We start from the raw sequence: 13,494 nt of genomic DNA, 5'->3' as shown, positions 1-13,494 counted from the left end.
CATGAGATCCCCACGACGAACATCCGACGCCGATCAGGCGTCCAAACGTTCGTCCGTGTGGCGCTCAACCTGAGAAACGCTCCGGTCGAACATCGACACAGGAGTGGTTCATGCACGAGCACCATCAGGATATTTACGACGTCGTGATTGCCGGGGCTGGCCCCGTCGGTCTGTTTCTCGCCTGCGAGCTTCGCCTGTTCAAGCTGTCGGTCCTCGTGCTCGAGCGCGCCGAAACACCGCACTCCCCGTTGAAGTGCCTGCCGTTCGGCATGCGCGGCCTTTCGGCCCCCACCCTCGAAACGCTTGACAGGCGCGGGCTGCTGGACGAGGTAATCGAGGCCGGGCGTGCCGATCCTATCGCGGACAAGACTGCGACGATCGCGCACTGGATGCGGCAGCCGCGCCGGCCCGCCGGTCATTTCGCCGGCATTCCGTTCCATCACGACGACATCGATACCTCGAAGTGGCCGTATCGCCTGTCAGGCTCGGCCGACACCAGCATGGCAGTCGCAGTGGAGACGCTCGAAACGGTCCTGGCTCGTCAAGCCGGCGTGACGGGATGCGAGATCCGGCGAGGCCTGAGCGCCGACGCATTCCACGAGTCGGATGGAGCGGTGACCGTTCATGCGGGTGGGAACACTTTTCGCGGGCGCTGGCTCGTCGGCTGCGACGGCGGCCGCAGTGCGATCCGCAAAGCCGGCTGCTTTGATTTCGTCGGTACCGATCCGGAGTTCACCGGCTACTCCGTCGAAGTCGACATGGCTGAGCCGGACGCACTTCCCCCCGGCCGACACTACACATCGACGGGCATGTACACCTATGCGCGGCCCGGCACGATTGCGATGGTGGAATTCGACGGCGGCGCGTTTCACCGCCTTCACCCCGTCACGCTGGAGCATGTGCAGGCGGTGCTGCGCCGCGTGTCCGGCACTGAAATCACGCTGACCAGGCTCAGGCTGGCTACCACGTGGACGGATCGTGCCTTCCAGGCAACGACCTATCGGAACGGACGAGTGCTGCTCGCGGGCGATGCGGCGCACATCCACTCCCCTTTGGGCGGTCAAGGGCTCAATCTTGGACTCGGAGACGCGATGAACCTCGGCTGGAAACTGGCAGCCACCATCCGTGGCGATGCGCCGGCCGGTCTGCTCGACAGCTATCAACAAGAGCGGCATCCGATAGGGGCACGCGTTCTCGATTGGTCGCGTGCGCAAGTCGCTCTTATGCGACCTACCCCCGGCACGCGCGCGCTGGAAGCGATCGTTCGCGATCTCATCGAGACCCGGGATGGCGCAACGTATTTCGCCGAGCGCGTCTGGGGTGTTTCGCTCCGCTACGATCTTGGCAGCCCTCATCCGCTGGTGGGCCGCAGCGTACCCGATTTCGAACTGGTCGACGGAACGAAGGCAGGCCGCCTGTTGCGCGACGGGCGGGGACTCCTGCTGGACTTCGATTCAGGCGCATCGCTTCAGGCGCTTGCGAACCGTTGGCGCGAGCGCCTCGCCTATGTCGCAGCCGACGCCAAGGATCGGTTAGGTGTGCGCGCTATATTGGTGCGTCCGGACGGGATCGTCGCGTGGGCATGCGAAGCCGATCCCGACCATGAAGAAGCCGCCCATGCCATCTCGCGATGGTTCGGCGAAACCGGGCGTGCAGGTGATTCGCCTCGTCGATAGCAACGCCAGATAACCTTTTGGCATGCTTATCTCTCTTTCAGTGGGCGCATTCGGACAACCGCCCTATGGGTGTGCGGTAACCGGTTCTAATTCGACGCAACGGGCCTGAACGGCAACGGACGCCTGCTCGCGTCCTGACGATCGATCATCCAGCCGGGATAACAACTGGGCAGCGCACTCACGGCTTCAAGACGCGCAAGCTCGTCGTCGGTGAGAACGACATCGACCGCGCCGAGATTGTCTTCGAGCTGTTCGACCCGTTTGGCGCCGATAATGACGCTCGTGACATGCGGCCTGGCGAGCAGCCAGGCGAGCGCTATCCGGGCGACCGAGATACCGCGCGCGTCGGCGATGGCGCGCATCTCCGCAACGCACGGCCAGGCCCGATCAAGATCGACCGGCGGAAAATCGAAATGGCTGCGCCGCGAACCGTCTTCGGTTGGTGCCCCGGGACCGAACTTCCCGGAAAGCAAGCCGCCCGCGAGGGGCGACCAGACAAGCAGCCCCATCTGCTCGTCGATCACGAGCGGCACCAGTTCGCGCTCCACGTCGCGTCCTGCGATCGAATAGAAGGCCTGCAGCGTTTCGAAGCGCGTGGCATGAAGCGCGGCACTCAGTCCGAGCGCTTTACCGATCCTGCCTGCGCGCCAATTCGACACGCCGACATAACGAACCAGTCCCTGCCGCGTAAGGTCGTCCAGGGCCCGCAGCGTTTCTTCGATCGGCGTGACAGAATCGCTGGCGTGTATCTGGTAAAGATCTATATGGTCGACCTGGAGCCGTTCCAGGCTTCTCTGCACCGAATCCATGATGTGACCGCGCGACGCCCCCTGATCGTTGGGTTTCGGGCCCATCACGCCGGCGATCTTCGTCGCCAGCACGATTTCGTTGCGTGGTACTCCGATGTCTTTCAGTGCCTGTCCGACGAGTCGTTCGGACTGGCCAAAGGAATAAATGTCGGCGGTGTCGATGAAATTGATTCCCTCGGCAAGCGCGCGGGCAATCAACCGGTTCGCATCGTCCTGACCGACTGCGCCGATCGCCTTCCACATGCCCGCGTCGGCATTGCCACCCAGCGTCATCGTGCCGAGGCACAGCTCCGAGACATACAGGCCGGTGCGGCCGAGTTGCTTGTATTTCATGGCCATTCCTTTCAAGAGTGGCTGGATAAACAGGTGGCGGCGTCCGTTCCGTCGCGTCGCGCGCCCCAGGATTTCAGTTGCGTTGAGCGTGTCCGGACCGAAACTGTCCGGCGATCATCGCGACGCGTGCGCCGTAGCGGCGCGCCGTTTCGAGATCCCCAGGCGACATCTCGTCAGGCGACGCATCGGCAGGCGTCTGCGCCATCGGCGCGATATAGGAGCCCATGCGATTCAGGTCGTCACGCATCGAAGCTTTCACGTTCGCCGGCTTGATATCCATGCTGACCCAGATGCCGCCGTGCTGCCCGGCAAGCAGAAAAAAGTATTCGAGCGTATTGAGCTTGTCGCCGTTGATACTCGCGCTGTTGGTGAAGCCGCCGAAAATCTTGTTTTTCCACCCGCCTTCGAACCAGGCTTTCGAGGATGCGTCCGCGAATTTCTTGAACTGCCAGCTGGGGCCGCCCATGTAGGTCGGCGAGCCGAACAGGATCGCATCCGCGCCGGCCAGCGTATCCCACGCATCCTCGGCAAGGTTTCCGTCGATGTCGATTGCGACGAGTACGGCGCCGGCGCCTTCGGCGACGGCTGTTGCCATACGCTCGGTATGCCCATAGCCGGAGTGGTAGACAACGACCGTTTTGATCGCAGAGGTATGTTGTGTCATGGTTGCTCCCTTTCGTGCAAGTTGTCCGCCGTGGACGACATGGGAAGCCACTCTACTGAGGCGCAACTGAGTTATAAATGATGACAAATTGAACGTTCCGTTACTCCCTGGGTGAACAATGCAAAACCTCGACGCGCTTTTGATCTTTGCCCGTGTCGCCGAAATGACGAGCTTCACGCGTGCGGCCGAAAGCCTCGGAATTCAGAAGGGGCGTGTGTCGATGGTGATCCGCGGACTCGAGCGGGATGTCGGCGTGGCGCTGTTGCATCGGACCACGCGCAGCGTGCAGCTTACTGAAGACGGACGCGCCTTTTATCTGCGCGCACGGGACCTGCTGGCCGAAGTACAGGAGTTGCAATCGATGTTCTCGGGTCATGGCACACCGCTGCGCGGAAGGTTGCGCGTCGACATGCCCACCGAGTTGGCACGAAGCGTCGTGGTTCCCGCCCTGCCGCGACTGATGGCGGCACATCCGGAGTTGGAACTGGAACTTTCCAGCACCGATCGGCGTGTCGATCTTGTCCAGGAAGGGTTCGATTGCGTGATCCGTCTGGGTCCGATCGTCGACGAGACGCTGATTGCCCGACCGCTGGGCAAGCTGCGCATGACCAATGCGGCGAGCCCGAGCTATCTGGCACGGTACGGCATGCCGCATACGCTCGATGATCTGCGCAGCCAGGGGCACCGGATGGTTCACTACACGCTGACACTCGGCGCCCGGCATGCCGGATGGGAATACCCGGACGGCGACGGTTATGCGTCGCTTCCGTTGCCGAGCGCGATGCAGGTCAACAGTGTGCAGACCTATCATGCCGCCGGGCTTGCGGGCATCGGGTTGATCCAGGCGGGATATTCGGCGCTCGCGCATCACATCGAAAGCGGCGCGCTGGTGGAGGTTCTGCCCGACTTGCGTCCCGAGCCGCTCGCCGCGTCGCTCGTCGTGGCCCATCGGCGCAACCTGTCGCCACGCGTCCGGGCTTTCATGGATTGGATCGAGGGGGTATTGGAGCCGTATTTCGATTAACCGTCACGTGTAGTGGCTCAACGGGGCAGAAAAAAGCCGAACGCGGAAGTACGAGTTCGGCCCGGCAGCGAGGTATTCGCACAACAGCCGAACTCCGATAGCCGCCCCATGGACCACATTCAGAAGAAGATTTCGGCAAGATGCGCAGCTACGGTCAACGCCAATACGTGGTTGGCAGATGGCCGTCGCGAGGTGGTCGCCGCTCTTCGATCCGTCGCGCCGGCGTTACGCTTGACGCGGTGTTTCAACGGGTGGTGTGCCGTCATGAAATAGCGCTTTCAGCTGTGAACGCAGCTCCGGCGAATCGGCATGCTTGTGAACCGCGACCGCATGCTGTACGGCCGCCTCGAGCAATTCGTTTTCGGAATCCGCGGATAGCGCAACGGAACAATTCATTTCGCTCGGGAATTCCCGGCAATCGATGTATTTGCGCGTCATGATGTCCTTCCTCATACGACAGTAGTCATGGGTCTTGCGTGGATGACCGCGCGGGATGCCGCGCGAAGCATATAGGCACGATTGCGCCTCCTTGTCGCGGACGAAATGATTTTGAAAGTATAGGTCGCGTGCAATGAATTCGCGGTAACGCATCGAAATTCACGACGCTCCGCGTGCGTCGCCCGCACGCCGTGCCGCAGGTGCCGTCTGCGGCCGGGAATGAAGCAGGGATGTAATCAACGGCCGACTACATGACTGACGAAATCCGCACACGAAAGTCCGCGGTCCGGGCGGAAGCGACGTTTGAATGGCAGTCCGAAAGTGCGGGTCGATGACCATAGATGGCCGGGTGGCGTGCAGCGCTGGCTGGTACAGCGTGGAATCGTCGTTCTGGCGAAGTCCGTGCGAAAGGAGCGGATGCTGGAAAACCTGGCCGTCTTCGACTTCGAATTGTCTGATTAATACAGCCTCTTCTCCCATCGCGATCCGGCGATCGTGAAGTGGATGAGCGAACGGAATCTCGGCCTCTGACGCGCAATCGCGGCGGCCGTCCGGCCAAACAACCGTAATTTCGATTGGGTAGACTGCAGGGTCTCGTCCTTGACCTTCTCACCGATTTTATGGCCACTGCACCGTCGGACAACGCCTCTTCCGAGTTCATTCCGGCCGACGTGAGGCAAACCGTCGTCACCCAAACATTGCCGTCCGCGCAGATCGGTATCAGTCGGCTGAAGACGGCACGAAGAAATATGGGTCGGACTGCGCCCTATGACCTCGAAGACGCCGATCTCATTGTGTTGCAATTGCGCGCTTTCGGCGAACAGGAATTGTGGCTTGACGGACGTGCGGCTCGCTTCGTCCCCTACAACGCAGGGACCGTGACGATTCACGACCTCGACCGCAGGTGGGTGGCGGATCTGAAGGGGGCGTTCGACTGCCTCCACTTCCATCTGCCTCGCCGAACGCTGGAGGAAACGGCCGATGAAATCGGCGGCCGGCGACGACCGCAGCTTTATTTGCCGCCGCACTTGAGCGCAACCGACCCGATCGTCCATCACCTCGGACAGTCCTTGCTACCGGCGTTGGCGCAGCCCGAGCATGCGTCGCAACTCTTCATCGATCATGTCGCGCTCGCTTTCCAGACGCATATCGCACGTCAGTACGGCGGTATCGGCGAGCAGCGGGAAAGGCAGACCGGCAAACTCACGCCGTGGCAGGAGCGTCAGGCAAAAGGACTCCTGTTCGAACACCTCAACGGAAAAATTTCGCTTGTCGATGTGGCGAAGGCCTGCGGTCTGTCTCGCAGTCATTTCGTCAAGGCCTTTCATCAGACCACGGGACTGCCTCCGCATCGCTGGCTGATCAATCAACGCGTAGAGCTGGCAAAAAAGTACATGCGCACGTCCCCCATGCCTCTGAACATGATCTCGGATTTGTGCGGCTTTGCGGACCAAAGCCATTTCACGAGGACATTCATGCGCCTGACCGGTGTCACACCTCGTCAGTGGCGTGCGGACAACCGTTGATTTAAGCACCGCGGTACTAACTACTTCCGCGTCGCAATCGCTTTGTCCCGTGCCGCCTGCATTGCGCACGCTCCCTCGATAATCGCCGCCCTGTTCCGCTTCACTCCCCTGACGCGACATCAATCTCGCGGACGATTTACCGATTGAACCAAAAGTTACCGTTCGTTTCAAAGATGCCCAAATAGTAGGCTGAAGCGACGCTATTCTTCGGTTACTCACAATAACACCCATGGGGGGTGACAATGAATAAGCTCTTTAAAAGTGCCTTTTGCGCTGCGATCGTGCCGTTCGTTCTTGCCGGCTGCGGCGGCGGAGACGACGGCGGCAGCGTGCAGAACGGCACGCTGCATGTCGCGATGACCGACGCACCGTCGTGCGGCTTCGATCATGTGTTCGTCACCGTGTCGCAGGTGCGCGTGAACGCCAGTTCGAACGCGGGCGACAACGACGGAGGCTGGTCGACGATCACGCTGCCGGCGCCGCAGAAGATCGACCTGCTGTCGCTGACCAACGGCGCACTCGCCGATCTCGGCCAGACCGCGCTGCCGGCCGGCCAGTACCAGCAGGTACGCCTCGTGCTCGCGCAGAACCAGGGCAACACGCTCGCGAACTCGGTCGTGCCGACGGGCGGCAGCGAGCAGGCGCTCGCGACGCCGAGCGCGACGCAAAGCGGCTACAAGATCATCTCGCCGTTCACGGTCCAACCGAACACGCTCGTCGACCTCGTGCTCGATTTCAATGCGTGCAAATCGATCGTGCAGCGCGGCAACGGCACCTATGCGCTCAAGCCGGTCGTGACGGCAACGCCGACGGTCGTGAGCGGCGCGATTTCCGGCTACGTCGCACAGGCCGAAGCGGGCGCAACGGTCTATGCCGAGCAGCGTGGCAAGGTCGTGCGCGGCACGGTGGCCGATAGCAGCGGCAAGTTCGTGCTGTCGCCGCTGATCCAGAGCTCGACGCAGGGCAATTACGACGTCGTGATCGTGCAGAACAACGTCGCGTCGGGTGTCGTCCGCTCGGTGCCGGTTGTCGTGAACACGAGCACGGCCGTGTCGACGTCGAACCTGCCGATCACGCTGCCTGCTTCGACGATGAGCACGGTCAGCGGCACGGTGACGGCGAGCGCGAACGCGCTGGTGCGCGCACTGCAGACGATCGATGCAAACGCATACGAGATCACGTCGATCAACGCAAACCTGGACACGGGCGCGTACGCGCTGTCGGTGCCGACGGCCGCGCCGATCGTCGGCACGTACTCCGGTTCGCTGCCGGTCACGCTGGCTGCAGCGCCGGCGTCGGCGGGCCAATATACGATCGAAGCGGACGCAGCGTCGGGCGCAACGCAATCGACGAACGTCAATGCAACGACTAGCCAAACGAACGTCAATTTCAATTTCTGACGGTTCAACGGCATAACGGAAAGGGCCGAACGGCCCTTTCCCCTCAACGGGAGAACGAAGTGAAAAAAGGGGTTATCGCGTTGCTTGCTGCGGCGAGCATGATCGGTGCACTCAGCGGGTGCGTGGCTTACGTTCCCGGTCCGCCGGTAGTGGTCGCGCCGCAAGGTGGTCCGGGGAACGGTTTCTGCCCGCCCGGACAAGCGAAGAAAGGTAATTGCTGATGCGAGGCCCGCACAAACGCGGGCCTTTCTTTTATCCGCTGTGCGCCGATGGACCGGATCAGAGCCGCAGATAAACTCGGGAAGCCAAAGCAGCTTTACGTCTGACCGATGACTATCCTGTTACCCGATACACTGCAAGCCACTCGCGAGTAATGCGGCAGTACCTGCGGCCTCTCTGACAAGGCTCGGCGCACAAACCTACGCCAGGACCTGAGCTCACCCTTCTGGGGATCGGCCGGTACCGCCGCCGGCTGCCGACGTCTGCGAGAGGCGACCTCCGCCCCACTCCGGACTCTCGACCCGAAATCAGCAGCTGCAAGCAAGTGCGGATTCAATCCGTCCATGCCGCATTCGTATTTGTCGACGCCTCGTCACTTCCTATCGTCCCGGGCAGCGGCGGTCTCGTGCGTTTGCGGCAATTCTTGTGGACCGTCAGTCCCCGGGGGGGCGTACCGTCACATCGCCGACGACCACTCCTCTAAGCCCCTCCCGTAGCGCCGCGACATTCTCTACGCCGTTCAACTGCTCGAACTCCCGCTGCGCTTCCCGCCATAGTGGGGCCGCTTTTTTGTGCAGGCGCCGTCCTTCTTCGGTGAGCTCAACAACGCGGCTTCGACCGTCCGTGGGCGAGGGCTTGATCGCGACGAAGCCGTCGCGCTCAAGGAAGCCAACCATCTTCCCCATCGCCGTCCGTTCGATATCGAGCCGTTCGGCAAGGGCGTTGACCGCGGCACTTCCCACCTCGTCTAGTGCGGCCAGGGTGAGGAATTGCGTAATGCGCAGGCCCGCCGGCTCGAGATGGCTATCGTAGAGGCGGGATATCTGCCTGCTCGCCTTCCTCACTGCGAAGCAGTTGCATTGATCGATTCCAAGCGGCTGGTCGAACGGCAACATCTGGTTCCACTCCTCATTTCTTTTGATTGCCGGAATGCTACGCGCACGCGCGAAGTACGGCGGTATCTTTCGATGAAAGTCGACACTGAAAACGTTGACGCCCCGGCAATCTGCGCGCCTCAAGTCTCGCCCCGGTAGCCGACTCTCGTCATCTGCGGCGTTTAAAGCCCTTCCGGCGGAGTAATATAGCCTGGCACGTCAGCCGACAGCGTACTCTTTAGCACCGCTGTACCCTCGTCGGCCATAACCTCGCTCTTGCCGGCGGCGAGAGCGTCATAGGTCTGCCGCACAACATCCTCGGGGCTGGCTTTAGGCACGTCAATGCCATTGGTCAGGTCGGTATCCACGAATCCGACGTGCAGGCCGAGAACCTGGATGCCACGCTCATGCAGATGAAAGCGAAGCTGGTTCGTATAACTCCATGCTGCTGCCTTTGACGCCGCATACGGCGTCAGATACGGCCGCGGAAGCCACACGATGTCGGAAAGCACGTTGATGATCGCCGCATGCCGCTTGGCCGCCAATATCTGCTCGAAGGCCTGCGTGACGCGCACTACGCCGTAGTAGTTGGTATCGAACATGCGAGTGGATTGCGCTTCGACGTCGGCCGCCATGGGCCCGTCGATCAGCGCAGCTATGCCAGCGTTGTTGATCAGCAGAGTCGTATCCGCCGCCTGTTTCGCGGCTGCAGCGATCGACGCCGTATCCGTAACATCGATCTTGACCGGCACAATGCCCGGCTCTTCAAAGCCATTCGTGTTGCGCATGCCCGCGTACACTTTCGTCGCCCCGCGACGACGTGCCTCTCGTGCAAAAGCCAGGCCCAGGCCGCGATTGGCGCCGGTGATAAAGACGGTGGCGTTCTTGATTTCCATGACAAGCTCCTTTTTTAAAGCCGCGCGCTCCGGGGAGATGCATCTTCCTCCGCTGGCCTGCGGGCGCCTGGTTCAAAGAAAAAGGTTTTCCGGAAGCTGCTTTGAAAGTGCCACCCGCAGATGGGCAGCGAGAGTCAGCACAGCGTCAAGCGGGCTCATCCGCACGCTAACGCGCGGCACTGATCCGTCGGAGTTGTGGTCGACGACGACGACCGCACTCAGGTTCTCGCCGCTCGTCAGAACGGCCTCGTACTCGAGAAAGAGCCGCGAACCGACAGCCTGAACAAATGTGGGCGTCTGCGAGGCGTAGAACGTTCCGACGGCGTTGACTGCCAGCCGGATTTCGTCGCGCCCTGATACGGGGCCACGCAACACCGAGCTGACCAACTCTGCATCAGTTGTTAGATCGTCCAGAAACGGGTGACGCTCGTCTTGAGTGTGTGCCATTTTCAAACCTCGACTCGTTTGGGGTCGTGCTCACGCGAATACGGCTCGATTCCGAGTAATGAACTGCTGGACCGAGAGTGGCGGCTTTCCGGTAATTTTCTCGATGACATCGTTGGTACCCGCGAATACGCCGTCGCGGTAGTTCTGAGCAACCTCGACCAGATGCTGCGTGAGGAACGGTGGAAATTTGTAGAGATTTTCCATCTTGATCCGAAACTCCTCGATGGAACTTGGCTCGTATTCGATCCGGGCTCCGAGAGCCTCACTCATCGCCGCGGCGATCTCGGTATGGTTCATCTCGACGGGACCATGGAGCGTATAGATCTTGCCCTCGTGGCCTTCGGGGTTGGCCAGGACATGGGCGATAACCCGCCCCTGATCATCAGTGGCGATGGGTGCGTGACGGCCATTGCCAAAGGGAAATTCAATCTTTTTCCGGGCCCAGATCTCCTTCGCAAAATGCGGATAGACGAGCCAATCGGCAAAGAACGTGGGGCGCAGATGTGTAGTCGGAACGCCCGACCAATCGAAGACCCGCTCGGAAACCCAGTGATCCTGGGCCGCGTGGCTTTTCGACTCCCGGCGCGCGGAAATCTGCGACATGTTGACGATCGCCTTGACGTCCGCCTCCTTTGCGGCCTGCGCGAAATAAGCAGCAGCCCCGATGATTCCCGGCGCGATCGGATGGAGAAAATAGGCCGATCGGATTCCTTCCATCGCTGCACGGATGTCATTGATGTCGGTGAAGTCTCCAACGGCGATATCGACTCCGCGCTGCCTCAGGGCGGCCGCCCGATCGTCGTCCGTGCGCACATATGCGCGCACGCGCCTGCCCATCTTGAGCAATTCGTCGATAGCGATACCTCCGGTCCGTCCGGTTGCACCGCTCACAAGTATTTCGGCCTGGTTCATGGCTTGGCTCCATTTGGAAATAAGAGCATATGCTCTATTGCAGCCAAGATAGGAGCATATGCTTCAATTGTCAAGGCATTCTTTTCTTGTCTGCGCTGGACGCGATGTCGCGCCCCCTGGGAACGCTATGCTTTATCGGGCCGAAGGCATTGGGGGGACGGATCGACGGGCTGTCTGGCTACCGCCATGCCCCGAAGTTGCGGGCAAAGCACGTGAGCCTCGCGCACGGCGACAGCCGGACGTCCGTTATGGCCGACGACGCAACGCACATCGTTCACGGTCGAACGGCGGTTCACAGGGGCGGAGCGGTCGCACGAATATCCACGCGGCGGCCTGGATGAATGGCGCTTCATGGCCTGGAAGCGTCATCGTCATATAGAATGGTGCGCTTTGCCCGTACTCCTATGTGGTTCAAAAATCTTCAGCTTCATCGTCTTCCGGCGCCTTGGGCCGTTACCCCCGATCAGATGGAAAAATGGCTGGCGCCCCACGCGTTTCAACCGGGCAGCAGTGTCGAGATGCAGACCTTCGGATGGGCGTCGCCGCGTGACGACGGCGCGCTTGTGTATTCGATCAACCGGCAGATGCTGCTGCTGTTTCGTGCCGAAAAGAAGCTGCTCCCGGCGTCGGTCGTCAATCAGGTGACCAAGGCCCGGGCGCTTGAAGTCGAGGAGCAGCAGGGCTTCAAGGTGGGGCGAAAACAGCTGCGCGAACTCAAGGAGCAGGTTACCGACGAACTGCTGCCGCGCGCGTTCACCATTCGCCGAGATACCCGCGTGTGGATCGATACGGTGAACGGCTGGCTCGTCATCGATGCGGCTGCACAAGCTCGAGCTATCGTTGAAAGTGGTGTATGCGGCGTAGGGTTGAGGCAGGAGAAGGCGGTGGCGATTGAAGGAGAATGTTGCTTCTCACGGTAACACTTCCTCAATCGAACTCCACCACCATGGCGAAACTTACGCAGGATACGAGCGGCAGTCAAACAACAGAAGCAGACATCAAGGGTACGCCCGGCCTGGACGATCTGATCCAGCAAGGGGCGCGGCGGATCATCCAGCAGGCAATCGAGGCGGAACTGGCGGCAATGCTCGAACAGTATTCGAATGTGAAGACGATCGATGGCCGGCGCGCTGTCGTGCGCAACGGGTACCTGCCAGAGCGCGAGATCGTCACGGCAGTCGGTCCGGTGCCCGTTCAGGTGCCGAAGGTCCGCGATCGTTCGGGCTCCGGCATCAAGTTCAATTCGACGATCGTGCCGCCCTATGTGCGCAAGTCGCCGCGCGTGTCATCGTCGCTGCCGTGGCTGTACCTGCGAGGAGTCTCAACCGGCGACATGGGCGACGCACTGTCCGAGCTGCTCGGCGAACAGGCTAAAGGGCTGTCAGCGAGCGTCGTGAGCCGCCTGAAGGCCGCCTGGTCAGAAGAGTACGAGAAGTGGAACAAGCGCGACCTGTCCACCTCGCGCTGGGTCTACTGGTGGGCCGACGGCATCCATACGCAAGCCCGCGCAGAGGATTCGGACGGGCAGTGCCTGCTGGTGATCATCGGCGTGAAACCGGACGGCAGCAAGGAGCGCGTGGCGCTCAACGACGGCTATCGCGAATCGAAGGAATCCTGGAAAGAGCTGCTGCTCGATCTGAAGAAACGAGGTCTGCAGGCGCCGCCGCTGCTTGCCGTCGGCGATGGCGCGATGGGGCTGTGGGCGGCGCTTGAAGAGGTGTTCCCGCAGACACGGCACCAGCGCTGCTGGTTTCACAAGATCGGCAACATACTCAACGTCATGCCCAAATCGCAGCACGGCAAGGCCAAGGTTGCGCTCGCCGAGATCTGGAATGCCGCGACAAGAGCCGACGCAATCGCCGCGTTCAACCAGTTCGTCGACACGTACGCGGCCAAGTACCCAAAGGCCGTCGAGAAGCTCACGAAAGACCGCGACGCACTGCTCGCGTTCTACGACTTCCCGGCCGAACACTGGCAGCACGTGCGGACCACGAATCCGATTGAATCGACGTTCGCGACGGTGCGCCACCGCACGAGCCGCACGCGCAACTGTCTGTCGCGCTCGACCTTCCTCGCGATGGCGTTCAAGCTGATCGAAGCGGCCGAGCAGACCTGGAGGAAGATCCGCGGCGTCGACAGGATCGAACCGCTTCTGAAGGGCATTCCCTTCAAGGACGGCACCCCGGTGATGGAAAGCACACCGGCTCCTCAAGCGCTAGCCGCCTGATCATGCCGCCCGACCCGCGTACACCAGTCTTGACGATTGCTCACCGGC

The 13,494-nt window shown here is 61.3% G+C and carries 12 protein-coding genes and 2 pseudogenes; 7 read left to right on the top strand and 7 right to left on the bottom strand.

Features of this window, described 5'->3' with window-relative positions:
- Positions 1-110 precede the first annotated feature (110 nt).
- Complete coding sequence (locus FPJ27_RS01040) at positions 111-1,676, top strand: FAD-dependent monooxygenase (protein WP_204421090.1); 1,566 nt, start codon at positions 111-113, stop codon at positions 1,674-1,676.
- An 86-nt stretch (positions 1,677-1,762) separates the two neighbouring features.
- Here FPJ27_RS01040 and FPJ27_RS01035 read toward each other — a convergent pair whose 3' ends face one another.
- Together FPJ27_RS01035 and FPJ27_RS01030 are read right to left on the bottom strand one after the other, a co-directional pair.
- Entirely contained in the window at positions 1,763-2,818 is a 1,056-nt protein-coding gene (locus FPJ27_RS01035; protein ID WP_204421089.1) for an aldo/keto reductase, read from the bottom strand.
- Positions 2,819-2,891: 73 nt separating this feature from the next.
- Entirely contained in the window at positions 2,892-3,482 is a 591-nt protein-coding gene (locus tag FPJ27_RS01030; RefSeq protein ID WP_204421088.1) for a flavodoxin family protein, read from the bottom strand.
- Positions 3,483-3,600: 118 nt separating this feature from the next.
- Between FPJ27_RS01030 and FPJ27_RS01025 the strand changes: the two genes are divergently transcribed.
- The gene (locus tag FPJ27_RS01025; protein ID WP_204421087.1) at positions 3,601-4,506 is read left to right on the top strand and encodes a LysR family transcriptional regulator; all 906 of its coding nucleotides are present in this window, start codon (positions 3,601-3,603) and stop codon (positions 4,504-4,506) included.
- Positions 4,507-4,731: 225 nt separating this feature from the next.
- Here FPJ27_RS01025 and FPJ27_RS01020 read toward each other — a convergent pair whose 3' ends face one another.
- On the bottom strand, positions 4,732-4,944 hold the full coding sequence (locus tag FPJ27_RS01020; protein WP_072439835.1) for a DUF1059 domain-containing protein: 213 nt from the start codon (positions 4,942-4,944) through the stop codon (positions 4,732-4,734).
- Between the two features lie 354 nt (positions 4,945-5,298).
- On the opposite strand from FPJ27_RS01020, the pseudogene FPJ27_RS36185 reads away from it, so the two are divergent.
- The 3 genes and pseudogenes from FPJ27_RS36185 to FPJ27_RS01010 form a co-directional block, all read left to right on the top strand.
- A pseudogene (locus tag FPJ27_RS36185) lies at positions 5,299-5,475 on the top strand (aldo/keto reductase); the annotation flags it as partial.
- 89 nt (positions 5,476-5,564) lie between these two features.
- The gene (locus FPJ27_RS01015) at positions 5,565-6,470 is read left to right on the top strand and encodes an AraC family transcriptional regulator (protein ID WP_204421086.1); all 906 of its coding nucleotides are present in this window, start codon (positions 5,565-5,567) and stop codon (positions 6,468-6,470) included.
- Between the two features lie 242 nt (positions 6,471-6,712).
- Positions 6,713-7,870, top strand: a complete 1,158-nt coding sequence (locus FPJ27_RS01010; RefSeq protein WP_204421085.1) for a DUF4382 domain-containing protein — start codon at positions 6,713-6,715, stop codon at positions 7,868-7,870.
- 653 nt (positions 7,871-8,523) lie between these two features.
- Here FPJ27_RS01010 and FPJ27_RS01005 read toward each other — a convergent pair.
- The 4 genes from FPJ27_RS01005 to FPJ27_RS00990 form a co-directional block, all read right to left on the bottom strand.
- Entirely contained in the window at positions 8,524-8,985 is a 462-nt protein-coding gene (locus tag FPJ27_RS01005; protein WP_175963474.1) for a MarR family winged helix-turn-helix transcriptional regulator, read from the bottom strand.
- A gap of 161 nt (positions 8,986-9,146) precedes the next feature.
- Complete coding sequence (locus FPJ27_RS01000; RefSeq protein WP_072439563.1) at positions 9,147-9,860, bottom strand: SDR family oxidoreductase; 714 nt, start codon at positions 9,858-9,860, stop codon at positions 9,147-9,149.
- Between the two features lie 72 nt (positions 9,861-9,932).
- Positions 9,933-10,307, bottom strand: coding sequence for a hypothetical protein (locus FPJ27_RS00995; protein WP_072439561.1), 375 nt, complete (start codon positions 10,305-10,307; stop codon positions 9,933-9,935).
- Positions 10,308-10,337: 30 nt separating this feature from the next.
- On the bottom strand, positions 10,338-11,219 hold the full coding sequence (locus FPJ27_RS00990; RefSeq protein WP_072439558.1) for an NmrA family NAD(P)-binding protein: 882 nt from the start codon (positions 11,217-11,219) through the stop codon (positions 10,338-10,340).
- A 404-nt stretch (positions 11,220-11,623) separates the two neighbouring features.
- Between FPJ27_RS00990 and rdgC the strand changes: the two are divergent.
- Both rdgC and FPJ27_RS00980 read left to right on the top strand, forming a co-directional pair.
- A pseudogene (rdgC, locus tag FPJ27_RS00985) lies at positions 11,624-12,046 on the top strand (recombination-associated protein RdgC); the annotation flags it as partial.
- A gap of 74 nt (positions 12,047-12,120) precedes the next feature.
- Positions 12,121-13,446, top strand: coding sequence for an IS256 family transposase (locus tag FPJ27_RS00980; RefSeq protein WP_239483157.1), 1,326 nt, complete (start codon positions 12,121-12,123; stop codon positions 13,444-13,446).
- Positions 13,447-13,494: the final 48 nt, after the last annotated feature.

Origin of the sequence: Burkholderia sp. MS455 (genome assembly GCF_016899445.1) — a bacterium.
GTDB lineage: Bacteria > Pseudomonadota > Gammaproteobacteria > Burkholderiales > Burkholderiaceae > Burkholderia > Burkholderia pyrrocinia_C.
The sequence above is the reverse complement of the archived record's forward strand: the minus strand, read 5'-3'. Positions and strand labels throughout refer to the sequence as shown.